Here is a 21,485-nt window from a genome sequence, read left to right as displayed (position 1 = left end):
CCTTATCAGCTGAACGATCTGTTTCATCAGCCAAACGATTTTCCGCACGAGCAGTTCGCGGTGGCGTTCGGGTTGTGAAACGTAAAGCCAGAACCCTCCAGTGCCATTACGAAATCGATGGTCGTCCCGATCAGATGCTCACGGCTCTTGTTATCGACGAACACCTTCAGCCCATCGCATTCGATCACGGCGTCGTCAGGATTCGGCTCTTCGACCAGACCCATCTTGTATTTGAATCCATTGCAGCCGCCCGGTTCGATCATGACGCGCAGACCGCCGGTCGGGTGCGTCGACGATGAAATCGCGCTCTTGATTGCGTTCACTGCGCTGTGCGTCAGGTTGATCACGGCTTTCCCTCATCATCTTGGATCTAGCTGCTAGGGGCAAGTCACGTGCCAGCGCGCAGACGTTTGATGATGCTCACTTCTTTGAATCGCGACTGTGGTGTTGGAAACCGGTGTCGGGTTTCCGACAAGGCTCCGTGAGCCGATGGCAGGCACTGACGCGTTTTCTTTTAAGTTACGGCGAAGGCCGCTACGCATGGGACGGCAAGCAATTTGCATCGCATCTAGCACCGGCCAAGGAGTCGGTGAAGAGTTTAGATCGAGGAAGAATTTAATGACTGCAATCGAGAACACCGCACTCGGCAGACTTGAGAAGGAGGGCCGCCTGCTCAATGCTGTACTCAAAGGCGGGACTACGAAGGCAGGCCGGTTCGGCTTCCGCGGCGACGTGGCACTACAATTCCAGAATCAGGTCGCGGACGAGAAACGACCGCCAGACTATTCGATTGAGCAGGTGTTGACGATCGCGCAGGACGGCGAACGCACTATTCCGGTGCTGGCCGGCTACCTGCATTCCTTCGCCTATCTTGCTGACGTCGCAACCGTCCTTGACGGCGCCTTAAGCCCAACCGGCCGCTACTTCATGTTCTGCAACAACATTGATTTACTGGCGAAGTACCGAGTGAAGATCGGTGATATTAGCTTTCACGTCCTACCGTGCGATGAATCCACGGTCTGGAAGGAGATGATGGACCTGGTTGGGCTCAACAAGGACGACATCAAGAAGCTCGATCCGGGCGGCAAGCTTGATTACCTTCTCGATGCCGCAAGGGATCTCGACCTGTCCTGTGAGGAGATCTCGTACGACGACGGGCTAAAGAGGATGGAGCCTGTGAAAAACCGCAACGAGAACCGTCCGGTCTGAGCGTGATCTTCAGTTGTTGGCCGATGCATCCTCTTCGACAAGATGAACACCAGCGACGCAGATATCACCATCCAGAACTGCCAAGGCGATCGGGGTGAGCGCCCTACCTTGACATGGACCTTCGACGCACCGGCCGGTGCCAAGTTCGAAGGTCGAACCATGCTTGCCACACATCAGCCTGATACCGTATGGATCGAGGAATTCGTTTCGCACCCAGTCCAAATTGACGCCGTTGTGCGGGCATTTATTGGTGTAGCCAAGCACCTTTTTGCCCCAGCGCACCACAACGATGGACCACGGCCGGTGATTTCCGCGATCATCCACGGCCATAAGATGGAATCCCATAGCTTGGCGGCTCGGAATGTCGTTAAAGCTGCAGATCGCGTAGACGGGATTTGGCTTCATTTATCGCCCATTCATTGCAAGACGCTTTTCATTGTCGCTGTGCAAGCAACCTGCAAGAACCGTACAAGTGCCGGGCTGATAGTGTCTGTGGTAATCCAACGCGCAAGCCAGCCATTGCTGGCTCACCCAATTACCCGCGTAGTCCAGACCAATGAGTTCGACAATTTTGGACTTGCTGCCGTGTCCATGGCGGCCGCGCAGCTGCAGCTTTCGGGTCCAGGCCCTCTGCACCATTTGCCGGATAGCTACCTGCGGTGGCTGATCGTTGCTGCTCGTTGATGGTCACTCCGTAGGGAGCCCCGTTACGCCCCTCGGATCGCATCCCACCGCAGTTTCGTAAGCGCCTTCGGAGAAAGGCTGAACGACCGTTTCAGCCAACGGGGACGACGCAGCGAGCGTGCGCCCCCTTTGAAGCAAGGCCGTTGAGCCCGGGACAGAACGGTTAAATGTCCGTCATTTCAGGCCCGCTGCTGCTATTGCAGCGGATTTACTCCATGTGCATCTCCCAAAGAGCGCGCTCCAAGTAAAATGAAGGGTCATCGTCCGATGAGTCCGTTTCGTAGCTTCTCTGAGGACCGAGATCACTGCCCCCATCTTTGGAAAGATACTTCGTAGGCTTGCCTACCCGCTGCCACTCATCGTTCTCGTTCTTCGCCCACACATCGGGGCGCTGGTGAGGATCAAGCACCCAGTGGTTACGACCTACGGGAACAAAACCCATATCCGCTAGACGAGGTTCCATGCCTGCTAGGGCCGGCCGCGACAAGATCAGTGGCTGGTCCCCGTCCTCTCGCAGTTGATGTTCTAGCAAGATATCGCCAGCGTTCTCGACAAGCGGATGAGTCACCCTAAGATCTACGACGGACGTGATATCGTTGCGCCCAAACTGCTGCTGAAAATGGTCTCCTTTAATCCGAGCCGGGCCTCCTGCTCTTAGAAGCCCGACAATTTCGTCGCCCAACCGGTAGCTGTAAAATCGTGCTGCTATTTGGATCGTCGTACGTGTTGGCGTAACTTCCAGCAACCGTTGCTGCGCGCTCAGCCTTTTGGGAGACGAAGTCCGAGTACTCTCCTGGATTCTCGGCGATGTGCCTGATATCATTGCGCAAGAATCTCTCAACTCCGCGCAAAAAGGAGTCTCGGTCGATCTCTCTAATGGGCGGTTCGGAAGCGAGAGAGTATGACGCCGCTGGTTCGGATGATGACCCACCTCGCTCCATTCCTGCAACTGTTTCCGCAAACCGGGGACTATGTCCCGCTTCTGACGAATCGTCAGTTTGGTTACCGGTTGTAAACTGGCTGGATGAGCCAACGCTTCTGCCATACATGAGAGCGCTCTCCTATCGGCAAAGTTGCACGCAACTGAGCTCGTGCCGTGCAAGCTCTGTTGCTAGGATAGGATTCCTAGCTGACCACAACCTGACAAAAATACCCTGCGCTTCGGCGTGACTACCTCTGCGCGTGAGTTACAAATGTCGCTGCGACAAGCCGCGATCTGTGGGTAGAATCGCACGTAAGATCGCCGGCTGCCGATCCGTCACAGAGACCGACGTCTAATGATGATGACTCGCAGATTCCCTATCAGCAGATGGGTACCAGGCTAGCGCTGCGGGAGGCGCGACTCGCCTTCCACGAATAAGCAGACCTTGAAGAGGAGTGGTTTGTGAGCAGCGGCTGTTGTATCCGCATAACATAGCTGGCCCCACCCAATCGAGATCCTTGCGCGGTTCTCACCATGAGTTCACCTGATCAAAATTGCACCTTTCCTCACCTATATCTCGCCTGCCGCGACAGGACGAGTGTGTTCACTCACGCCGCTTCAGGTATAGCTGATGTGTGAGTCTGGCAGTTGGCCGGGCAAACCCTGGCGCATGCACCGCAGCCAATGCAGGCGCCTTGATCATTCAGAACCATGACCTTCTTTTCGATCTCATCGTCGTTGTCATCGAGGTTGACAAATTCGCCATCCTCGCTGATTCCTTTCAACGTCATGACATCACGGCCGCAAACTTTGAAACAGCGACCACAGCCGATGCACTTCTTGGCATCGATCGAGATCAGGTATTGTGGCGTCCAATCGCGTCCGTCTCGTGTTTGAAACGACATGCGTTGCCCCTTTAAGTTTTTTCAAGCGCCTTCAAGTCGAGGCCCTTCCGCTCAAGTTCGGCATAGGCATCGTACGCCTTCTGCGCCACCAGCATGATCGAGGTCCAGTTGATGGGTAATTCTTCGGAAAGGTCGTGCAGATCCATCTTCGCCTGTATCGCCTTCGCCGACACCTTCCTTAGTTCCGCCTTCAATGTTTCACGATCGCTCATGAGTATCCCCAATAGTTTGCCACGTCCGGAAATTTCCGAATCAAGTCGATTCCGTCGCTGACGTACTTGTCGCCCTCCTGCGCGAGCTTTACGAAATTATCAAATCCGAAGCGATGGACGTCGCGCAGCTGCTTGTTCACGGCGATCAGCCGACCTGAGATGAGCACCATGCGGCCGAATCCTTCATGATGCAGATCCAGAATCGGCTGGATCATCCCGCCGGTCTCCTTCTCGATCGAGAGCGCGACCGCATCGAAGAACAGCTTAAGCCGCCACAGTGTATCGGAATCGGGATCACCGATAATCGGCAATGCGCGCCTTTTCTGCTTATCCAGGATATAGGGTTCGAGCAGGTCAAGATCACTCTTCGCCTCCCAGGCTCCGTTGGTATCCTGAGCACGCCAAATCTTGATCAACTCCTTGAGAAACGGCGCGTCGACGGCGCTGCCCTGTTGCTCTATTTTTGCGGTCATATCACCTCATTCGTCGAACTCGAACGTACGCCCTCGGTCCTTTGCCATGGCCTTGCGTAGCCAGGGAGGTGGCGTGCCCTTCAGTACGCGCTCGAGTTTTTCGAGCAACACCAGAATGCTTTCTGGCTTGTCCACCTTGATAGGATGGATCTTGTTGGCCACCACTCGCGCAGCCCCGGCACCACCAATGGCGGCGACGTAAAGGATTGCGCAATCCTTGATCGCCTCGATCTTCGGCGCCAACTTGTCGTCGTTGCCGTCTTCCTTTAGATCGCCCTCAAACTCGATCGCTTTGAGAAGCACGTGCCCTCCAGGCGTGACATCGTAGATTGCGATATTCTTTGCCCAACCAAAATGGGCGTCGACTCGTTTCAGGTCCTGAGTGGCAAACGCGACCTTCATCCAATCGACCCCGCAGCCGCGCCGGTGGAGCTGCGATAGCCCGAGCAAAGTGGCAGCCGGGACGCAGTCCGCCACTTATCGGGCGTAGGCCGATCGTTTTCCTCGCGGTGCGCGATCACGAGGTTGGCGATTTCAAAGATCAGATTGCGGGTACCACGATAGCCCACGGATAGTTGGTGTCCCGCACCAAGTCGATCGAACATCGGAAAACCCGTGCGATAGAAAGGCAATTTCAGCCGAGCCGCCGCTTGCCTGCCATGCGAATGCGTGATCAAGAGGTCGCAATGGTGTGTTTTGGCAAGCCCTTCCAGATCCTCGAGATCGCCAATGAGTACCTCGTTGGTCTTGATCCGCTCGATCACCTCCGACTGAGTGGTCGTCACGACCGCTGTCACCTGCGCGCCCATGTCGTGCAGCATGCCGGACAGATCGAACAGAAGATCTGGCTCGGCGCCGATAGCAACTTTGCGACCGCCAATATGGAAATGTGCGTCCAGCATTGCATCGGCGAGCTGACCGCGCTGGCGCCGATATTTCAAGGGTATGGGGCGGCCGCTGATCTCGCTCAGGAAGGTCATGAATTCGTCGCTCGGACAGAGACCACACAGCCGCTCGAAGACACGAAAAGGCACGCCGGTTTTGACCTGCATGACCTCTGCCGCACGCTGCATCTGCGCCCCGATTGCAATCGTCCATCCGGCGCGCCCCATGCTCGCAATTTCGTCGACGCCGATGCCGCCGGTGGTCGTTGGCGTATACTCATCGGGGATATGCCCATCGAGCGATCCGGCCAGGTCAGGGAGGAAGGACGGGCACAAGCCGAAATCCTCCACTATGGCGCGGAGTTCATCAATGTCGCCGGGCGTCAGGTGACATCCTGGCAGAACATTCACTTTCAATGGATCCCTCAGGCCATTGGCGCTGGGCCCTTCCACCAGCACCTCCACAATGCGTGCCACAGCCTTCTCCCACCCGTCCTGAAACGCGCCCTTGAAATCAGGCGTCGAGACATACACCATTGGCAACTTTGCGAGTGGCGGGTGCTTGTTGCGGATTAGCTTGAGGTAGGCATCCACATCGTCGCCATTGGTCTCGGTGACACCGGTCGAGCAGATACCGATGACCTTTGGCTTGGTACGGTTGTAGATGTTCAGTATCGCCTGCTCGAGATTCTCATAACCGCCGAGTACGGTCGCGACCTCGCTCATCGCCGTGGTCTGCAGCGGTACTGCCTCTTTGAAATGCCGGACGAAGAGCGTGAGCCCGAAGGATGTGCATCCCTGGGAGCCGTGCAGAAGCGGCATCGCCCCGCGCAGCCCCATGAAGGCGAATGCGCCGCCGATCGGCTGACTCATCTTCAGCGGGTTGACAGCGCAGGCTTTCGTCGGCGCCGTGACGATGGCCATGACGCCTCCCTATTCTGCGGCCTGTCGCATGGCAGATGGCTCGGACACCAAGATACCTTCGATGCGTCTCTGGCAGCAGCCACCGGCCGCATTGGTATGCTCTCTCACCGCTGCGACGCTCCTCAGGCCGTGCGCGTAGATTGCATCCTCAATCGTGCCCAAATCGACCGCGTTACACACGCAGATCTTCCTCGCGCGGCGCGCGGTTTCGGCGAGCGCCGGATCGCAGGCGATCGCGGCCACGGGCGATTGCATCTGCTCCATCGCCTTGGCCAATACATCCCATGGGGCCGGTCGACGTAGCTGCTCCCACATCGGACTCGAGAGTGACTTATCGATCTCCTCCACCAGCTTGACCATTCCGACATAGCCCATATAGGCGTGGCAACGCTCCTGATTGATATCGAGCCATGGCATCGCCGCTTTCAGCGCGACGAACTGCGACTTGCCGCCCGATAGCATGATGTCCGCTTTTGCGTCCTTTAACATCTTAAACATCTCGCGCGGCGTCATGTCCTCAATCATGTGGGCGTCCTGCCCCATGAGCTCCTTGATGCGCTCCTTGTCTTTCCCGGTTGATTTCTTGACGCTGGTTCCGACTAACTCAAGCCCAGATTCCTGGAGTGCCGCAACGATCGACCATGACTTGACGCCGCCGGTAATCAATAAAGCCTTCTTGCCTTCGAATCGTGGCTTGTACGGCCCTATCGCAGCCCGGGCCCACGCTTCCTCGCGCGCGATCACCGATTCAGTGCGCCCGAGCAGATCTGCAGGCGCACCGCGCTCAACCAATAAGCGGGCAAGCTGACGCAGCGATACGCTCGAATCTTGAATACCGTAGAACGCCCCCTCGAAGAACGGAATCCCGTAGCGTTGCTCCATCTTGCGTGCGACGTTGATCATGGACTTTGAGCACACCAACATCGCCGCCCGCGCGCGATGGGCTGAAGCGACTTCGCGATACTTGCCATCGCCGGAGATGCAGGAGAGAATCCGTATTCCAAGTTCGTCTAGCAGTGGCTTCACTTGCCAGAGCTCTCCCGAAAGGTTGTATTCTCCGATCAGGTTGATATCGTACGGGGTGGTGTAGTCTGGCTCTTGCGTCCCGATCACATAGTCGAGCAACGCCTCGCCGGCGAGCTTGTTACCGAGGTTCTTCGAGCCGACGAAGCCCGGGGAATTGATCGGGATCACCGGCTTTGCGAACCTTTGAGATGCGGCCTTACAGACTGCGTTGATATCGTCGCCAATCATCGCCGGGATGCAGGTTTGATAGACGAAGATCGCGGGCGGGTCGCACTTGTCGATGATCTCCTTGATCGCTTTGCAGAGCCGCTTCTCGCCTCCGAATACAATATCGGTTTCGCTCAAATCGGTTGTGAACGAGGTGCGCCACAGATTCGAGCCTGACGACGCCGCGCCGCGATTGTCCCAGGAATTCCCTTCGCACGCGATCGGACCATGCACCAAGTGAGCGACATCGGTGAACGGCTGTAGCGCAACCTTGGCGCCATCGAAAGCACAGCCGCCCGCAGCGCTACCCGGCTGCAGTTGCTTGGTGCAGCCGTTCTTGCGTTCAGCCTCCGACTTACTGCCGTTCTTGGCGCAGCCCGGCTCGTCAAAAATATTCTGGACCGTGGTCGCTAGTGATCTCATCCTTTTTTCCTCTCAGCGCAAACTAATTGCATGGTCAACGGTCATGTGCTTGTGCCATCGCAGTTATTGCGATGGCACGCGACACGGTCGCTCATCAACGAATGATGTCAAAGCTGTAGTCAGTTTTGCCAAGAACGTTCGTCTTCTTGTCCATTTCATCGAAGACCTTGTCCAGGATCTTCACGAGTACATTCAGGCCGCCCTGATAGCCCCATAGGGGGGACCGGTGATGGTGATGCCGATCAAAAACCGGAAAGCCGATGCGGATCAGTGGCGTTCCAGTATCGCGCTCCAGATACTTGCCATAGGTGTTGCCAATCAGAAAATCGACTGGCTCGGTGAACAGGAGTGAGCGCATGTGCCAGAGGTCCCGGCCCGGATAGGCTTGGCAGCCCTGCCCGAATGGCGAGCTTGCAAGCAGCATCTGCATTTTTTCGTGCCATGCCTTGCTGCCGTTCGTGGACAGCACATGGGTCGGTTCGGCGCCGAGTTCGAGCAGAAACGCAGCCAGCCCATAGCAAAGATCCGGATCGCCATAGATCGCGAACTTCTTGCCATGGATATGCGCGCTGGAGTCAGCGATGGCGTCGACCAAGCGGCCACGTTCTCGCGCAAGCTGCTCGGGAATCTCCTTGCCGCTGATGCGTGACAGCGCCACGATAAAGTCATCCGTTGCGGATAAGCCCACCGGGTAGTTGAAGGATACGATGTCCTGCCCATGCTCAGCAACGAATGGCAGCGTTTTTTCGGTGCACCACTGCTGCATGGAGATTGTCGCCTTGGCGTGAACCGCGTTGGCCGCATCTTCCAGCGTCGTGCCTCCGTCATACATCCGGAATTCGCCGTCTGTCGGAGTATCGAAGACTTCAGAATTATCAGCGAGAATCGTGTGCTGGATGCCCATCAACGCCAAGATGCGCTTGATTTCGCGAAGGTTCCCGACAGTATAGCCATCGAACCCGCCAATGATGTTGATCGCCCCGTTCTGCTTGCGCGCCAGCTTCGGCGCTGTTCCGGCCTTACCGTCCCAAAAATGCTCCAGAATGCCCTTGAGCGCATTGTCATAACCGGTGACGTGGCTCCCGACGAACGCCGGCGTATGGGCGAATGGCACGTCGAAGTCCGCCGGGACCGAGCCTTTTTCTTTCGACGTTTTGATGAAGGCATTGAGGTCATCGCCGATCACCTCGGCCATGCAGGTGGTCGAGACCGCAATCATCTTGGGTTTGTACATGTTGTAGCTGTTCGCGAGCCCGTCGATCATGTTGTTCAGACCGCCGAATACGGCAGCGTCTTCCGTCATCGACGAGGAGACGCAGGAAGAAGGCTCCTTAAAGTGCCGCGACAGATGGCTGCGGTAGTAGGCAACGCAGCCTTGCGAGCCGTGGACGAAGGGCAGCGTGCCCTCAAAGCCAACAGAGGCGAATACGGCGCCAAGCGGCTGGCATGCCTTGGCCGGATTTACCGCTAGCGCCTCCCGCGCAAAGTTCTTTTCGCGATATTCGGCCGTCTTCGTCCATTCCTTGATGCGTTCGACCTCGGCGGGATCGCGCGGATTCTCGAATATCTTCTTCTTGGCCAGCATCTCCTGGTATTCTGGACCTCGGAACAGTTCGAGATGATCGAGCACGTGTTCGGCACTCTGCGCCATTGTTGAAATCCTTCACAATCGAGATTGGTGTCGCCCCGGCCTTCGCGCAGACCGAGATGAGTTGGTTTATTCTGCAGCCAGGAGCTTGGCCCTCGAAGCTTCCTTCCAGGGGGCCTTCGTTTTCTTCCAGACGGGCGAGTTGATGGCCATGTCCATGTCGCGGGCAAAGATGGCAAAGCCATCATAGCCGTGATATGGGCCCGAATAGTCCCAGGAGTGCATCTGCCGGAACGGCACACCCATCTTTTGAAAAACGTATTTTTCCTTGATGCCCGAGCCGACGAGGTCAGGCTGGAGCTTTTCTACGAAGCGCTCGAACTCATAGCCATTAACGTCATCGTAGATGAGCGTGCTGTCCTTTACGTAGTGCTGAGCTGTGCGCTGATAGTCGTCGTTGTGACCGAACTCGTATCCGGTACCAATGACTTCCATCCCGAGGTCCTCGTATGCGCCGATCACATGACGCGGACGGAGCCCTCCGACGTACAGCATCACCGTCTTGCTCTCCAGGCGCGGGCGATATTTTGCGATCACAGCGTTCACCAGCGGTTGGTACTTTTCAATCACCCGCTCGGCGCCTTCCTTGATCTTGTCGTCGAAATAGCCAGCAATCTTGCGCAGCGACTCTGCGATCTTTGAAGGTCCGAAGAAGTTGTACTCGCACCAGGGGATACCGAACTTCTCTTCCATGTGGCGCGAGATGTAGTTCATAGAACGGTAGCAATGCAGAATGTTGAGCTTTGCCTTCGGCGTTGCCTCGAGCTCAGCTAGTGAACCGTCGCCGGACCACTGCGCTATCACCCGCAGGCCCATCTCCTCTAGCAGAATTCGCGATGACCAGGCGTCCCCGCCGATATTGTAGTCTCCGATGATCGCAACATCGTACGGCGTCGGCTCAAACTTTGGTTTGCCATCGGACTCGAGCTGGTCGAAAATCCAATCGCGCACCGCATCGTTGGCGATGTGATGGCCTAGTGATTGCGACACACCCCGAAAGCCCTCACAACGGACCGGCACGATGGTCTTGCCGCCGTATTCCTTGGACTTCGCTCTCGACACGGCCTCGATGTCGTCACCGATCAATCCGATCGGGCATTCCGATTGGATCGTGATGCCGTTGTTGAGCGGAAACAGCTCCTGGATTTCGTCAAGAATTTTGACCAGCTTTTTGTCGCCACCGAATACGATATCCTTTTCCTGGAAGTCGGAGGTGAACTGCAGGGTCACGAAGCTATCGATCCCCGTCGTGCCAACGTAATAATTTCGTCGGGAGCCCCACGAATATTGACCGCAGCCTACCGGGCCATGGCTGATATGGACCATGTCCTTGATCGGTCCCCAGACCACTCCCTTTGACCCTGCATAGGCGCAGCCTCTGATTGTCATCACGCCAGGTATGGATTTGATATTGGACTTCACCCCGCAATCTGACTTGCCGGCTTGGTGAACGTTGAGGTGCTTGGCACGCCGTTTCGCGGTTTTCTCCGGATAGACCTTCAGCACCTCCTCGATGAGCTCTTTATTGCGAGCCCTGATTTCTGCGATGCTCTGGGTCGTGGCGAGACTCATCTGATGTCCTTCAAAAGTTAGCTGTTGCGAGGGCGGCCTCTTGGGCAAGACTTTTGCAACCAGCATGCCAGCGCATCATAAGCACCAAAAACTTAGCAATCAAAATCGCTTAGCGCGCCTCGTGCGGTTACGGTGGCTGGTGTTGCGAACCCGACATTACGCTTGGGGCAGAGAACTCTTGGCTTGGCCCTGTTCGAAATTGAACAAGGGCTGGCTATGCGTGAAATTGCCAGCCCAATTCTCGAGCGTGTTCGCGATCGCAGTACTCTGCGATCGACCTCGCCGAAGGCGCCGCACTGGAAGACCGGCCGCAAGAGCGGCTGGCCGACACAGGCCCATCAATCCTATGTATGCTTGTTGCGACCTACAGGTGCTTACCTGCTATTTTGCGATGAGGTGCATGACCTCATCCTCCAGGCCTCTATGCGAGCTGCCCACCTGGAGATCGCAGGCTAGCCGAATCACGAGAACAGCTGCCGCGCCTTGATAAGCGCACGCACGAGCACATCGATCTCCTGACGTGTATTGTAAAGTCCGAGGGACGCGCGGCACGTTGCCAGCACGCCGAAGCGCTTGAGCAGCGGCATCGCACAATGGGTCCCCGCCCGCACCGCCACGCCGGCGCGGTCGATGACGGTGGCAATATCATGCGCATGCGCCCCCTTCATATCAAAGGAAACGATCGGTCCCTTGTGTGCCGCGGTCCCGATCATGCGCATGAAATTGATCCCCGCCAGCCTCTCCTGCGCGTAAGCGAGCAGTACGCTCTCGTGCCTGCGGATTTGCACCTTGCCTATTGAATTGATGTAATCGATAGCTGCCCCTAAACCGATGGCTTCGACGATCGGCGGCGTACCTGCTTCGAACCGGTGTGGCGGATCACCATAAATGACGCCGGAACGCGAGACCTCGCGGATCATCTCCCCGCCGCCGTTGAAGGGCGGCATCGATGCCAGATGCTCAGACTTGCCGTAAAGAACACCGATCCCGGTCGGACCATAGAGTTTGTGGCCTGTCATGACGTAGAAATCGCAGTCAATGTCGCAAACGTCGGCGCTCAGATGGACGCAAGCTTGCGAGCCGTCAACCAGCACCGGGATATCACGAGCATGCGCGATCCTCACCACGTCTTTCACCGGCAATACCGTGCCGAGCACGTTCGACATTTGTGTGATTGCAACCATCTTGGTGCGCGGGGTCAGCAGTCGCTCAAACTCATCGAGCAAGAAGTTTCCGTCATCATCCACTGGCGCCCATTTGATCACTGCACCGAGTCGTTCCCTGAGAAGGTGCCATGGCACAATGTTCGAATGGTGTTCCATAATGGAGAGCACGATCTCATCACCCGACTTAATGCGTTCACGGCCAAAAGTCTGGGCGACCAGATTGATTGCCTCCGTGGCGCTCCGAGTGAAGATGATCTCTTCGTTTGTACGCGCGTTCACAAACCGCGCCACCTTGGTACGGGCGCCTTCATACGCCTCGGTCGCCGCGTTTGCGAGGTAGTGCAAGCCGCGATGAACGTTGGCGTATTCGCTGGAGTACACCCGCATCATACGGTCAAGCACCGCGTTTGGCTTTTGCGAGGATGCAGCGTTATCGAGGTAAACAAGCGGCCTGCCGTACACCGTCATGGCGAGCGCGGGAAAGTCCGTACGTATACGGTTGACGTCGTAACTGCCATTGCTCACCGCGGGATGTGCGCTCATCGCCCCGCCTGCAGCCAGTGTTCAGCTTGAGCTGTCACAAAATCGCGCAGATTCTCGGAAGTGATCTCCTCAATCGACTCGCCAAGGAACGCCTTAATCAGCAACGACTTCGCATCCTTCTCGGGTAGCCCTCGAGCGCGCAGATAGAATACGAGACTGTTGTCCAGCGCACCCGATGTCGCTCCGTGGCCGCAGGTCACGTCGTCAGCCAAGATTTCAAGTTCCGGCTTACTGTCGGCCTCAGCCTCGTCGGATAAGAGCAACGCTCGCGTCGTCAGGGTGGCGTCCGTCTTCCGGGCGGCAGGACGAACGACAATTCGGCCCTGAAATACCGAGCGGCCTCGATCGTCGACGACCGCGCGGAACTTCTCCCGACTGGTGCAATGTGGCACGGCATGGTCGACCACCATAGTTGTGTCGGCGTGAAGCTCGCCCCTGATGAGATTAACTCCATTCGCCGAGACATCGGTTCCCTCGCCAGCCAGCGAGATGAATCCCTGATAGCGGCTGATGGAGCCGCTGCAGGTCATGCTGAAGAGGTCGAGCTTAGCCCTGGCGCCGACTGCGATGATCGCCGACGAGATATTCACGGCGTCAGAGGCCGCGGCTGCGACGTGGATATACGAAAGGCTCGCCTCGTTACCGACTAGGGCGATTATCGCATCGTTGGCTTGATAGCCGCTCGCGCGTTCAGCCGAGACGAAACTTTCCACGATGGCCGCATGCGCGCCTTTACCAAGCTGTAGATACGAGCGTGTAAAGGTGGACACCGACACGCCGGTTGCGACGTGCACGATTTGAATTGGACGCTTCACCGCGTTGCCGTCGGAGATCGTAATCACCAGGCCATCTGTTGCCATTGCGGCGTTGAGCGAGATAGCGGAATCGCTCGTCGTCGACAGCACCAGACCTGCCATGTCGCCAGGGACCGAATTCTCCAGAACCTCTCGCAGCGACCGCACAACAAGTCCATTTTCCAGCTTGCCGAGATCGGATAGCTCCGGCACGAATATACCATCCACCAAAACCAGTTTGACCGCCTGATCGGCAGACACATGCTGGGCCGACACCTTTGCGCGCACTAGTGCCTCCGCATCCGGTCGCGGAGCGAGTGGCAGCACCTCGCCGATCAGGGCGCGCAGATCGGTGTATTTCCAGTCCTCCATGCCCCGATGCGGAAGGCCGGTACGCTCGTAGACCTCAAATGCGCTCGCCCGGATTTGAGGAACAAGGCCTGCACCAGGCAGCCGTCCACGCGCCGCAGCGAAAACATTGCCACTTGTGCGTTGGGGGTCGGCTTTGGGCAAAACCTGCTTCATCGGAGCCCCTAGAGCCGTCAGGCCGCGTCTTCGAATTGGCCGTAGCCACAGGCTTCGAGCTCCAGCGCGAGTTCCTTGTCGCCGCTCTTCACGATCCGCCCTTTAGACATCACGTGCACAACGTCCGGCACGACATGGTCGAGAAGCCGCCGATAGTGCGTGATCACGATCATCGCTCGTTCGGGCGAACGCAAGCCGTTGATGCCATTGGCGACGATACGCAGCGCGTCGATGTCGAGGCCGGAATCGATCTCGTCAAGGATGCACAGACTCGGCTCCAACAATGCCATCTGCAAAATTTCGTTGCGCTTCTTCTCGCCGCCGGAGAATCCGACATTAACGCCACGCTTGAGCATGTCCTGGCGAATGTTGAGTGAACCGGCCACCTTGCGGACTCTTTTCAGAAATTCGGGGGTGGAGAATTCCTGCTGGTCCCGCGCCTTTCGCTGGGCGTTCAGTGCCGCCCGCAGGAAGTTCATGGTGGTCACGCCAGCGATCTCGACCGGATACTGGAATGCCAGGAACACGCCCGCGGCGGCGCGTTCGTCCGGGTCCATCTCGAGAAGGTCCTCGCCCTTGAACAGGATCTGGCCGTCGATGACTTCGTAGCCGGGTTTGCCGGCAATGACGTGCGACAGGGTCGATTTGCCGGAGCCGTTCGGTCCCATGATCGCGTGCACCTCACCCGCATGGACGTTAAGATCGAGGCCGCAAATAACTTCGCGGTGTTCGACACCAACATGCAAATCTCGGATTTCGAGTAGCGCCATTCTAATCTGATCCCTGAAATGTCATCTGGCGAGCCGCATTCGGGGCGGCTCGCGGGAGGTTGGGTTATCCGACAGATCCGTCGAGCGAGATCGAGATTAGCTTCTGCGCTTCCACTGCGAATTCCATCGGCAGCTTTTGCAGAACTTTCTTGACGAAGCCGTTGACGACGAGGCCGACGGCCTCTTCCTGCGAAAGGCCGCGCTGGATGCAGTAGAACAGCACGTCCTCGGAGATCTTCGAGGTCGTTGCTTCGTGCTCGAACGTTGCCGACGAGTTCTTGGCCTCGATGTACGGCACCGTGTGCGCGCCGCATTTGTCGCCGATCAGCAGCGAATCGCAGGCGGTGAAGTTGCGCGCGCCGGTCGCTTTCCGATGCGCGGTGACGAGACCGCGATAGGTGTTCTGCGACTTGCCCGCCGCGATGCCCTTGGAGATGATGCGGCTCGACGTGTTCTTGCCGAGATGGATCATCTTGGTGCCCGAATCGACCTGCTGGAAGCCGTTCGAGATCGCGATCGAGTAGAACTCGCCGCTCGAATTGTCGCCACGCAGGATACAGCTCGGGTACTTCCAGGTGATCGCCGAGCCGGTTTCGACCTGGGTCCAGGAGATCTTGGAACGATCACCGCGGCAGTCGCCACGCTTGGTGACGAAGTTGTAGATGCCGCCCTTGCCTTCCGAATTGCCGGGATACCAGTTCTGCACCGTCGAATATTTGATCTCGGCGTCATCGAGCGCCACGAGCTCGACCACGGCCGCGTGCAGCTGATTCTCGTCGCGCTGCGGCGCAGTGCAGCCCTCGAGATAGGAGACGTAGGAGCCCTTGTCGGCGATGATCAGCGTGCGCTCGAACTGGCCGGTGTTGCGCTCGTTGATGCGGAAATAGGTCGACAGCTCCATCGGGCAGCGCACGCCCGGCGGCACGTAGACGAACGAGCCGTCGGAGAACACCGCCGAGTTCAGCGTTGCGTAGAAATTGTCCGAGGTCGGAACCACCGATCCCAGATATTTCTGCACCAGCTCGGGATGCTCGCGGATCGCCTCCGAGATCGGCATGAAGATCACGCCGGCCTTCTTCAGCTCCGCCTTGAAGGTGGTCGCAACCGAGACCGAATCGAAGACCGCGTCGACCGCGATCTTGCGGCGGGCGGGATCTTCCTCGCCCACCTTGGGCTCGACGCCTTCGAGCATGGCGACTTCCCGCAAGGGGATGCCGAGCTTCTCGTAGGTCTTCAGGATCTCCGGATCGATTTCGTCCAGCGAGGTCACCGTCTTCTTCGGCTTCGGCGCCGCGTAATAGTAGATGTCCTGGAAGTCGATCTTGGGATACTCGACGCGCGCCCAGGTCGGCTCGGTCATGGTCAGCCAGCGCCGATAGGCCTCCAGCCGCCACTGGAGCATCCAGGCGGGCTCATTCTTCTTCTGCGAGATGAATTTTACGATCTCTTCCGACAGCCCCTTGGGGGCCTTTTCGGAGTCGATCAGGGTCTCAAACCCATATCGGTACTGGTCGCCGATGCGCTTCACGCGCTCGACTGTCTCTTGTAAAGCTACCATTGCCCGCTCCACCGGGGCAACGACAACTCCCGCCGGCAGGGACTCCGCCGCAATCGATCCAAGCGGATCGCGCAAGTCGCCGGCAACTCGGGGCCAGCGAGCGAGAGAAACAGAAGACGAATCCGACGGACGGCCGCTGTCGATAGCGTCTTCATCATGTTTCGCGCAGGAGCTCCCCTCATCGACTACTCCACCTATGCCGGCACACAGGTATCTGGCACCGGGCAAACGACCGCGCATTGCGGCGCGTCAAAGTGCCCCTCACATTGGGTACACTGGGTCGGATTGATCACATATATATCGTTCTTCAGGCTGATCGCGGCATTGGGACATTCGAACTCACATGCACCGCACACGGTGCACTGGGATGCGATTATCTTGTAGGCCATCACTGCGATTCCATGAGCGAAAGTTGCGGACAGTTTCTTGCTTTCAAGTCTTGTGCCAAACAGTTTAACCCGATTTTGCCTGAGCTATTTTTGATAACGCAAGTCGCGGCCTCGACACGGTGTCGCAAATCCCACAGCGCATGACAGTAGCTTGTGCTGGATGCCGTGGTTTGCGCATGGTCCATCTCACGGCAGTCAGCGATCAGGTGAACCGCGTTCGCCAAACCCAGGGAACGATCTGCAATCCTTGCTAAGGCCGCCGCGCCGCGGCGATGATGGATGCGCCGCGCGACTTCAAAAAGTTCTCCGCCGGTGTGTCGGGTCGCCCCCGAGCCGCCTCTTGATGGTTCCACTCACCGGTACAGTGGCGGCGCCGGCGACAGCACCACGGTAAATAACCCGCGGCAGTCATCACCGGCCCGGTTGGCGTCTCCACAGTCAGTCAGATTGGCGGCGATCAAGCCAGACAAAGTCGCGCCGGTGATCGCGGGCCCTCACGGGCGCATTTTCAATTGGCTCGGATTACCTGGCAAAGCCGGCATTCATATGCGCTATATGGGCGAATGTACATTGTCTCGCATCGTGCGGGGACTAAAGCGAGGGGCTCGTCTGGCGATCCTTCGCTTCGCTCCACGTTCGAAATGCATGCCGGCGCCGGTAGCAGATCGATGGAGCCGAAAAAAAGAAGCCACCCCGGAGGAGGGTGGCCTAAGTCAGGGAGGAAATGCCCATAAGGGCCTCTGGGATCAGGCCGCAGCCTGTTCGATCGGTGAGAAGGGCAGCCCGAGGCTTTCGGCCGCCGCTTCGTAAGTTAGCCGGCCCCGATGGACGTTGAGACCTGCGCGCAAATGCGGATTTTCGAGCACGGCGGTAAAGCCCTTGTTGGCCAGAGCCAAACCAAACGGCAGCGTCGCGTTGTTCAGTGCCTGGCTCGAGGTCAGCGGCACGGCCCCGGGCATATTGGCCACGCAATAATGAATGATGCCATCCACTTCGTAAGTAGGATCAGCGTGAGTGGTTGGGTGCGATGTCTCAAAGCAGCCGCCCTGATCGATAGCGACGTCCACCAGCACCGCCCTCTTGCGCATCGAGCTCAGCATGCTCCGGCGGACCAGCTTCGGCGCGCTCGCACCTGGAACGAGCACCGCACCAATCACCACATCCGCCGCAAATACCTCTTCCTCCACAGAGTCGATAGTCGAAAACCTAGTGCGAGCGCGTCCTTCGAATAGCTCGTCCAACTCGCGGAGCCGGAGTATCGAACGGTCGATGATGGTGACCTCTGCGCCCAGACCAACCGCCATGCGTGCCGCGTGCGTACCAACGACGCCACCTCCGATCACCACGATTCGGGCAGGCTGAACACCAGGCACTCCACCGATCAACAGCCCTCGTCCGCCTGCACTCCGCTTCAGGGCGCTGCCCGCCGCTTCGATCGCAAGCCTACCCGCGACCTCGCTCATCGGCGCCAGCAGCGGAAGACCACCATGCGGATCAGTTACGGTCTCGTAGGCGATCGCAGTGCATCCAGATTTCAGGAGGCCCTTAGCCTGCTCCGGGTCGGGGGCCAGATGCAGATAAGTGAACAGGATCTGATTTTCCCGCAGCTGACACCACTCGGACGGCTGAGGTTCCTTAACCTTTACGATCATCTCGCTCGATGCGAATACCTCAGCTGCCGAAGTTAGAATCGTTCCCCCAACAATGCGATAATCGTCATCGGTTGCACCAATGCCAGCGCCGGCATTGGTCTCGATCATCACGCGGTGGCCCGCTGCCACGTATTCGCGGACAGCTCCCGGGGTAAGGCCCACGCGATATTCGTGCACCTTGATTTCCTTGGGGACTCCGACCTTCATTTGAAAACTCCTGCCTGAAGCGCCTTTCTAATCGGAAGCGAGCGGCGATGCTGCGACGCAGCCGTCAAAATGGCGCAGAAATTCAACGATATTTGACAAGGTTCGCAGGATTTCAAACCCACGGGTGCCGAGCGGATCGTGTGACCATGCGCTGCGCAACCGTCGAAACTGCGCGATGGCCATGAATCGTTTCGAATTGCGTTCTCGGCTCCTGGAAAAACTAACAAGGGATATTCAGCACGCCCAAAGAGCAAACTCGCAGTCTGCCGGTGGGCAGATTGCCCATAGAAGGGATGGTTTCCAGAGCTGATGGGTGATGGCTCACGACCATTGATCATAAACTTGGTTTCCAAAAGCTGGACGATGCGCAGCGTGTCAACAGATCCGAGGCAATTGTTCGCCCCACAACCAGTCGACGATTCGTCGACCGCCGAAACCGGTCGCCATCTGGACAAATTTCCGATTGTCAGCCACCGCTTCGCCAATATCAGCTGCATCGGACCCGAGCGGGTGTGCCTTCATGGCTGCAAGCACGGCGTCAGCCAAATCAGGTGCGACGATGGCAACGAGCTTGCCTTCATTGGCGACATGGATGGGATCCAGTCCAAGGAGTTCGCAGGTAGCCGCAACCGCCGGCTTCACCGGAATGGATGCTTCGTGCAGACGGAACCCGAGCTCGGATTGATGCGCAATCTCATTGAGGGTCGCGGCAAGCCCACCCCGCGTGGGGTCGCGCATCACCCGGATGCCGCTACCGCCGGCGGCAACCATGACCGCCACGAGATTATGCAAGGCTGCGGAATCCGAGCCGACCTCGGTCTGAAAAGCGAGGTTCTGACGTTTTGACATGATCGTCACCCCATGATCGCCGAGGCTGCCGGACACCAGCACACGGTCCCCCACCCTTGCCTTGTCGGCGGAGAGATCGAGCCCATCGGCCACAATCCCGATCCCGGTTGTAGAGATGAACAGACCATCCGCCTTGCCGCGCTCAACAACCTTGGTGTCTCCGGTAATGATGTGAACGCCGGCACTGCGCGCTGCCGAGCCCATCGAATCCGCGATCACCTTCAGATCAGAAAACGGGAAGCCTTCCTCGATGATAAAACTGGCCGACAGATAGAGGGGACGCGCGCCGGACATCGCGACGTCATTGATGGTGCCGTGCACAGCCAGTGACCCGATATTGCCGCCGGGAAAGAACAGCGGCGAGACCACATAGCCGTCGGTCGTCATCACCATTCTGCCCGCCGCAACCTCAAACGCTGACTGATCATTGCAGCGGGCGAGCCATTCATTACCAAAGGCTTGGTGAAAAAGGCCGGAGATCAGCTGTGCCATGGCACGGCCCCCGGATCCGTGGGAAAGATCAACGCGTCCGTTCTCGAGGTCGAGCTTGCGCTGATAGCCCTTTGCGCTCATGACGTCCGCCTCAACGGTTCATCGCGAACTCGGCCATAGGTCCAATACGCCGCGCAAGCGCCTTCCGACGATACCATGCAGGACCCTATGGGAGTTTCCGGCGTGCAGACGGTTCCAAACAGCTTACAATCGACTGCCCGCTTGGCGCCACGCAGAATCGCGCAGCACTCGCAGGCTGGATTGTCTGCGACACGCAGGTCGTGGATCGCAAAACGCGTCTCAGCGTCGAATTGCGCGTAAGCCGGTTTCAGCTTCAGTCCGCTGTTGGGTACGAGTCCGAGCCCACGCCATTCAAACTGCGCACGCAGTTCGAATATCTGCGATACCTCGTCTTTGGCACGCCGATTGCCTTCACGCGTCACCACGCGACTGTACTGGTTCTCCACCTCGTTGCGATCTTCGTTCACCTGCCGCACCAGCATCAGGATAGCCTGCAACACATCGAGCGGCTCAAATCCCGCGATCACGATCGGCTTGCCAAATTGTTCTGCCAGGGGCTCGTAAGGCTGCGTACCAATAATGGTGCTGACATGTGCAGGCCCGATGAAGCCGTCAATTGGAACCCCGCCGGTGTCGCGGATTTTGGGGTTCTCGAGAATGCTGTGCATCGCAGAGGGTGTAAGCACGTGGTTGCAGAACACGCTGAGGCCCTTCAGCCGCTTCTTCTCGGCAATTCGGATCATCACCGCCGTCGGCGGCGTCGTAGTCTCAAATCCGATGGCAAAGAAGACCACCTCGCGGCTCGGTGCCTGTTCGGCGAGCCTGATAGCATCGAGCGTCGAGTAGACCATCCGAATGTCGGCGCCGAGCGCTTTAGCTCGCAACAGGGACTGTCCTTGAGACCCAGGCGCGCGCATCAGGTCGCCGTACACGCACAGAGTGACCTCTGGTCGGTCGACAAGCCGGATCGCCATATCAATTCGACTGGCGGGCAGAACGCAGACCGGACAACCGGGCCCGTGGATCATGCGGACGTTCGCGGGCAGCAGATCCTCCAGGCCATAACGGGAGATCGCATGAGTGTGCCCGCCGCAGAACTCCATGAACCGATAGGCCCTTTGCGAACTAACCTCGCCGCCAATCGCACGCGCAATTCCTTGAGCGATGGCCTTGTTGCGAAATTCGTCGGCAAATTTCATGATCGGCGTTCCCCTGCGCTGCCTAGCTCCTGCAGCAGCTCCAGCGTGCGCTCGGCTTCCACCGGATCGATCTTGGCCAACGCATAGCCCACATGGACAAGGACGCAATCACCGACCTCGAGCTCGTCGACGAGAGCAATCGATATCTCTAGGCTGATGCCGTCGATGGACACTATGGCCATGTCGTTGGGAAGAATTTTTGCAATCTTTGCCGGAACCGAAAGACACATA

Annotated in this window: 24 protein-coding genes; 2 read left to right on the top strand and 22 right to left on the bottom strand. The window is 57.9% G+C overall.

Features of this window, described 5'->3' with window-relative positions:
• Nucleotides 1-26: 26 nt before the first annotated feature.
• Nucleotides 27-347 (bottom strand): iron-sulfur cluster assembly accessory protein, encoded by a 321-nt coding sequence (locus tag WN72_RS08320; RefSeq protein ID WP_092218303.1) that lies wholly within the window; start codon nucleotides 345-347, stop codon nucleotides 27-29.
• Between the two features lie 271 nt (nucleotides 348-618).
• Here WN72_RS08320 and WN72_RS08315 point away from each other — a divergent pair, with 271 nt between their 5' ends.
• The gene (locus tag WN72_RS08315) at nucleotides 619-1,209 is read left to right on the top strand and encodes a hypothetical protein (RefSeq protein WP_092218304.1); all 591 of its coding nucleotides are present in this window, start codon (nucleotides 619-621) and stop codon (nucleotides 1,207-1,209) included.
• A gap of 9 nt (nucleotides 1,210-1,218) precedes the next feature.
• On the opposite strand, the gene WN72_RS08310 is transcribed toward WN72_RS08315, so the two are convergent.
• From WN72_RS08310 to nifD, 11 genes are all read right to left on the bottom strand, one after another.
• Nucleotides 1,219-1,614 carry a Rieske (2Fe-2S) protein gene (locus tag WN72_RS08310; RefSeq protein WP_092218305.1) on the bottom strand — a complete coding sequence of 132 codons (396 nt, stop codon included), beginning with the start codon at nucleotides 1,612-1,614 and terminating at the stop codon, nucleotides 1,219-1,221.
• A gap of 487 nt (nucleotides 1,615-2,101) precedes the next feature.
• Nucleotides 2,102-2,575 carry an effector protein NopP gene (locus WN72_RS47970; RefSeq protein WP_488226324.1) on the bottom strand — a complete coding sequence of 158 codons (474 nt, stop codon included), beginning with the start codon at nucleotides 2,573-2,575 and terminating at the stop codon, nucleotides 2,102-2,104.
• Nucleotides 2,523-2,834: a hypothetical protein gene (locus WN72_RS47965; protein ID WP_488226325.1), complete on the bottom strand. Its 312-nt coding sequence runs from the start codon at nucleotides 2,832-2,834 to the stop codon at nucleotides 2,523-2,525. The genes WN72_RS47970 and WN72_RS47965 overlap by 53 nt, the downstream gene beginning before the upstream one ends.
• A gap of 589 nt (nucleotides 2,835-3,423) precedes the next feature.
• On the bottom strand, nucleotides 3,424-3,720 hold the full coding sequence (gene fdxB, locus WN72_RS08305; protein ID WP_092218306.1) for a ferredoxin III, nif-specific: 297 nt from the start codon (nucleotides 3,718-3,720) through the stop codon (nucleotides 3,424-3,426).
• A gap of 11 nt (nucleotides 3,721-3,731) precedes the next feature.
• Complete coding sequence (locus WN72_RS08300; protein WP_092218307.1) at nucleotides 3,732-3,932, bottom strand: CCE_0567 family metalloprotein; 201 nt, start codon at nucleotides 3,930-3,932, stop codon at nucleotides 3,732-3,734.
• Nucleotides 3,929-4,405, bottom strand: coding sequence for a NifX-associated nitrogen fixation protein (locus WN72_RS08295; protein ID WP_092218308.1), 477 nt, complete (start codon nucleotides 4,403-4,405; stop codon nucleotides 3,929-3,931). The genes WN72_RS08300 and WN72_RS08295 overlap by 4 nt, the downstream gene beginning before the upstream one ends.
• 6 nt (nucleotides 4,406-4,411) lie before the next feature.
• On the bottom strand, nucleotides 4,412-4,807 hold the full coding sequence (gene nifX, locus WN72_RS08290; protein WP_092218309.1) for a nitrogen fixation protein NifX: 396 nt from the start codon (nucleotides 4,805-4,807) through the stop codon (nucleotides 4,412-4,414).
• Nucleotides 4,804-6,213, bottom strand: a complete 1,410-nt coding sequence (gene nifN, locus WN72_RS08285; protein ID WP_092218310.1) for a nitrogenase iron-molybdenum cofactor biosynthesis protein NifN — start codon at nucleotides 6,211-6,213, stop codon at nucleotides 4,804-4,806. The genes nifX and nifN overlap by 4 nt, the downstream gene beginning before the upstream one ends.
• A gap of 9 nt (nucleotides 6,214-6,222) precedes the next feature.
• The gene (nifE, locus tag WN72_RS08280; protein ID WP_092218311.1) at nucleotides 6,223-7,869 is read right to left on the bottom strand and encodes a nitrogenase iron-molybdenum cofactor biosynthesis protein NifE; all 1,647 of its coding nucleotides are present in this window, start codon (nucleotides 7,867-7,869) and stop codon (nucleotides 6,223-6,225) included.
• A 94-nt stretch (nucleotides 7,870-7,963) separates the two neighbouring features.
• A complete protein-coding gene (nifK, locus tag WN72_RS08275) occupies nucleotides 7,964-9,520 on the bottom strand; it encodes a nitrogenase molybdenum-iron protein subunit beta (protein WP_092218312.1) in 1,557 nt (518 codons plus the stop codon).
• A 66-nt stretch (nucleotides 9,521-9,586) separates the two neighbouring features.
• Nucleotides 9,587-11,089, bottom strand: coding sequence for a nitrogenase molybdenum-iron protein alpha chain (nifD, locus tag WN72_RS08270; protein WP_027563321.1), 1,503 nt, complete (start codon nucleotides 11,087-11,089; stop codon nucleotides 9,587-9,589).
• A gap of 183 nt (nucleotides 11,090-11,272) precedes the next feature.
• On the opposite strand from nifD, the gene WN72_RS46490 reads away from it, so the two are divergent.
• A complete protein-coding gene (locus WN72_RS46490; RefSeq protein WP_143130758.1) occupies nucleotides 11,273-11,545 on the top strand; it encodes a hypothetical protein in 273 nt (90 codons plus the stop codon).
• 5 nt (nucleotides 11,546-11,550) lie between these two features.
• Here the strand turns inward: WN72_RS46490 and WN72_RS08265 are convergent, their stop codons facing one another.
• The 10 genes from WN72_RS08265 to WN72_RS08220 all read right to left on the bottom strand — a co-directional run bounded on the left by WN72_RS08265 (nucleotide 11,551) and on the right by WN72_RS08220 (nucleotide 21,484).
• The gene (locus WN72_RS08265) at nucleotides 11,551-12,798 is read right to left on the bottom strand and encodes a cysteine desulfurase (RefSeq protein WP_092218313.1); all 1,248 of its coding nucleotides are present in this window, start codon (nucleotides 12,796-12,798) and stop codon (nucleotides 11,551-11,553) included.
• Nucleotides 12,795-14,117 (bottom strand): Fe-S cluster assembly protein SufD, encoded by a 1,323-nt coding sequence (gene sufD, locus WN72_RS08260; RefSeq protein ID WP_092218314.1) that lies wholly within the window; start codon nucleotides 14,115-14,117, stop codon nucleotides 12,795-12,797. The genes WN72_RS08265 and sufD overlap by 4 nt, the downstream gene beginning before the upstream one ends.
• 17 nt (nucleotides 14,118-14,134) lie before the next feature.
• A complete protein-coding gene (gene sufC, locus WN72_RS08255) occupies nucleotides 14,135-14,887 on the bottom strand; it encodes a Fe-S cluster assembly ATPase SufC (RefSeq protein ID WP_092218315.1) in 753 nt (250 codons plus the stop codon).
• Between the two features lie 64 nt (nucleotides 14,888-14,951).
• Entirely contained in the window at nucleotides 14,952-16,445 is a 1,494-nt protein-coding gene (gene sufB / locus WN72_RS08250) for a Fe-S cluster assembly protein SufB (RefSeq protein WP_194482995.1), read from the bottom strand.
• 194 nt (nucleotides 16,446-16,639) lie between these two features.
• Entirely contained in the window at nucleotides 16,640-16,834 is a 195-nt protein-coding gene (locus tag WN72_RS08245) for a 4Fe-4S binding protein (protein WP_035730311.1), read from the bottom strand.
• 746 nt (nucleotides 16,835-17,580) lie between these two features.
• Complete coding sequence (gene ald / locus WN72_RS08240) at nucleotides 17,581-18,693, bottom strand: alanine dehydrogenase (protein ID WP_092216242.1); 1,113 nt, start codon at nucleotides 18,691-18,693, stop codon at nucleotides 17,581-17,583.
• A 27-nt stretch (nucleotides 18,694-18,720) separates the two neighbouring features.
• Nucleotides 18,721-18,876 carry a hypothetical protein gene (locus WN72_RS08235; protein WP_167380821.1) on the bottom strand — a complete coding sequence of 52 codons (156 nt, stop codon included), beginning with the start codon at nucleotides 18,874-18,876 and terminating at the stop codon, nucleotides 18,721-18,723.
• Nucleotides 18,877-19,068: 192 nt separating this feature from the next.
• Nucleotides 19,069-20,115 (bottom strand): hydrogenase expression/formation protein HypE, encoded by a 1,047-nt coding sequence (gene hypE, locus WN72_RS08230; protein WP_092216241.1) that lies wholly within the window; start codon nucleotides 20,113-20,115, stop codon nucleotides 19,069-19,071.
• Nucleotides 20,112-21,254 (bottom strand): hydrogenase formation protein HypD, encoded by a 1,143-nt coding sequence (gene hypD / locus WN72_RS08225; protein ID WP_092216240.1) that lies wholly within the window; start codon nucleotides 21,252-21,254, stop codon nucleotides 20,112-20,114. Before hypD ends, hypE begins: the two co-directional genes overlap by 4 nt.
• On the bottom strand, nucleotides 21,251-21,484 hold the full coding sequence (locus WN72_RS08220) for a HypC/HybG/HupF family hydrogenase formation chaperone (RefSeq protein WP_092216239.1): 234 nt from the start codon (nucleotides 21,482-21,484) through the stop codon (nucleotides 21,251-21,253). Before WN72_RS08220 ends, hypD begins: the two co-directional genes overlap by 4 nt.
• Nucleotide 21,485: the final 1 nt, after the last annotated feature.

Origin of the sequence: Bradyrhizobium arachidis, from assembly GCF_015291705.1 — a bacterium.
Lineage (GTDB): Bacteria > Pseudomonadota > Alphaproteobacteria > Rhizobiales > Xanthobacteraceae > Bradyrhizobium > Bradyrhizobium arachidis.
This window is presented reverse-complemented; position numbering and strand designations above follow the sequence as displayed.

Bases quoted from the DNA above. Each gene is read 5' to 3' on its own strand.
- WN72_RS08315 (WP_092218304.1), top strand. From the start codon at position 619: ATGACTGCAATCGAGAACACCGCACTCGGCAGACTTGAGAAGGAGGGC.
- WN72_RS08310 (WP_092218305.1), bottom strand. From the start codon at position 1,614: ATGAAGCCAAATCCCGTCTACGCGATCTGCAGCTTTAACGACATTCCG.
- WN72_RS47965 (WP_488226325.1), bottom strand. From the start codon at position 2,834: ATGGAGCGAGGTGGGTCATCATCCGAACCAGCGGCGTCATACTCTCTC.
- fdxB (WP_092218306.1), bottom strand. From the start codon at position 3,720: ATGTCGTTTCAAACACGAGACGGACGCGATTGGACGCCACAATACCTG.
- WN72_RS08300 (WP_092218307.1), bottom strand. From the start codon at position 3,932: ATGAGCGATCGTGAAACATTGAAGGCGGAACTAAGGAAGGTGTCGGCG.
- WN72_RS08295 (WP_092218308.1), bottom strand. From the start codon at position 4,405: ATGACCGCAAAAATAGAGCAACAGGGCAGCGCCGTCGACGCGCCGTTT.
- nifX (WP_092218309.1), bottom strand. From the start codon at position 4,807: ATGAAGGTCGCGTTTGCCACTCAGGACCTGAAACGAGTCGACGCCCAT.
- nifN (WP_092218310.1), bottom strand. From the start codon at position 6,213: ATGGCCATCGTCACGGCGCCGACGAAAGCCTGCGCTGTCAACCCGCTG.
- nifE (WP_092218311.1), bottom strand. From the start codon at position 7,869: ATGAGATCACTAGCGACCACGGTCCAGAATATTTTTGACGAGCCGGGC.
- nifK (WP_092218312.1), bottom strand. From the start codon at position 9,520: ATGGCGCAGAGTGCCGAACACGTGCTCGATCATCTCGAACTGTTCCGA.
- nifD (WP_027563321.1), bottom strand. From the start codon at position 11,089: ATGAGTCTCGCCACGACCCAGAGCATCGCAGAAATCAGGGCTCGCAAT.
- WN72_RS08265 (WP_092218313.1), bottom strand. From the start codon at position 12,798: ATGAGCGCACATCCCGCGGTGAGCAATGGCAGTTACGACGTCAACCGT.
- sufD (WP_092218314.1), bottom strand. From the start codon at position 14,117: ATGAAGCAGGTTTTGCCCAAAGCCGACCCCCAACGCACAAGTGGCAAT.
- sufC (WP_092218315.1), bottom strand. From the start codon at position 14,887: ATGGCGCTACTCGAAATCCGAGATTTGCATGTTGGTGTCGAACACCGC.
- sufB (WP_194482995.1), bottom strand. From the start codon at position 16,445: ATGGTAGCTTTACAAGAGACAGTCGAGCGCGTGAAGCGCATCGGCGAC.
- WN72_RS08245 (WP_035730311.1), bottom strand. From the start codon at position 16,834: ATGGCCTACAAGATAATCGCATCCCAGTGCACCGTGTGCGGTGCATGT.
- ald (WP_092216242.1), bottom strand. From the start codon at position 18,693: ATGAAGGTCGGAGTCCCCAAGGAAATCAAGGTGCACGAATATCGCGTG.
- WN72_RS08235 (WP_167380821.1), bottom strand. From the start codon at position 18,876: ATGGCCATCGCGCAGTTTCGACGGTTGCGCAGCGCATGGTCACACGAT.
- hypE (WP_092216241.1), bottom strand. From the start codon at position 20,115: ATGAGCGCAAAGGGCTATCAGCGCAAGCTCGACCTCGAGAACGGACGC.
- hypD (WP_092216240.1), bottom strand. From the start codon at position 21,254: ATGAAATTTGCCGACGAATTTCGCAACAAGGCCATCGCTCAAGGAATT.
- WN72_RS08220 (WP_092216239.1), bottom strand. From the start codon at position 21,484: ATGTGTCTTTCGGTTCCGGCAAAGATTGCAAAAATTCTTCCCAACGAC.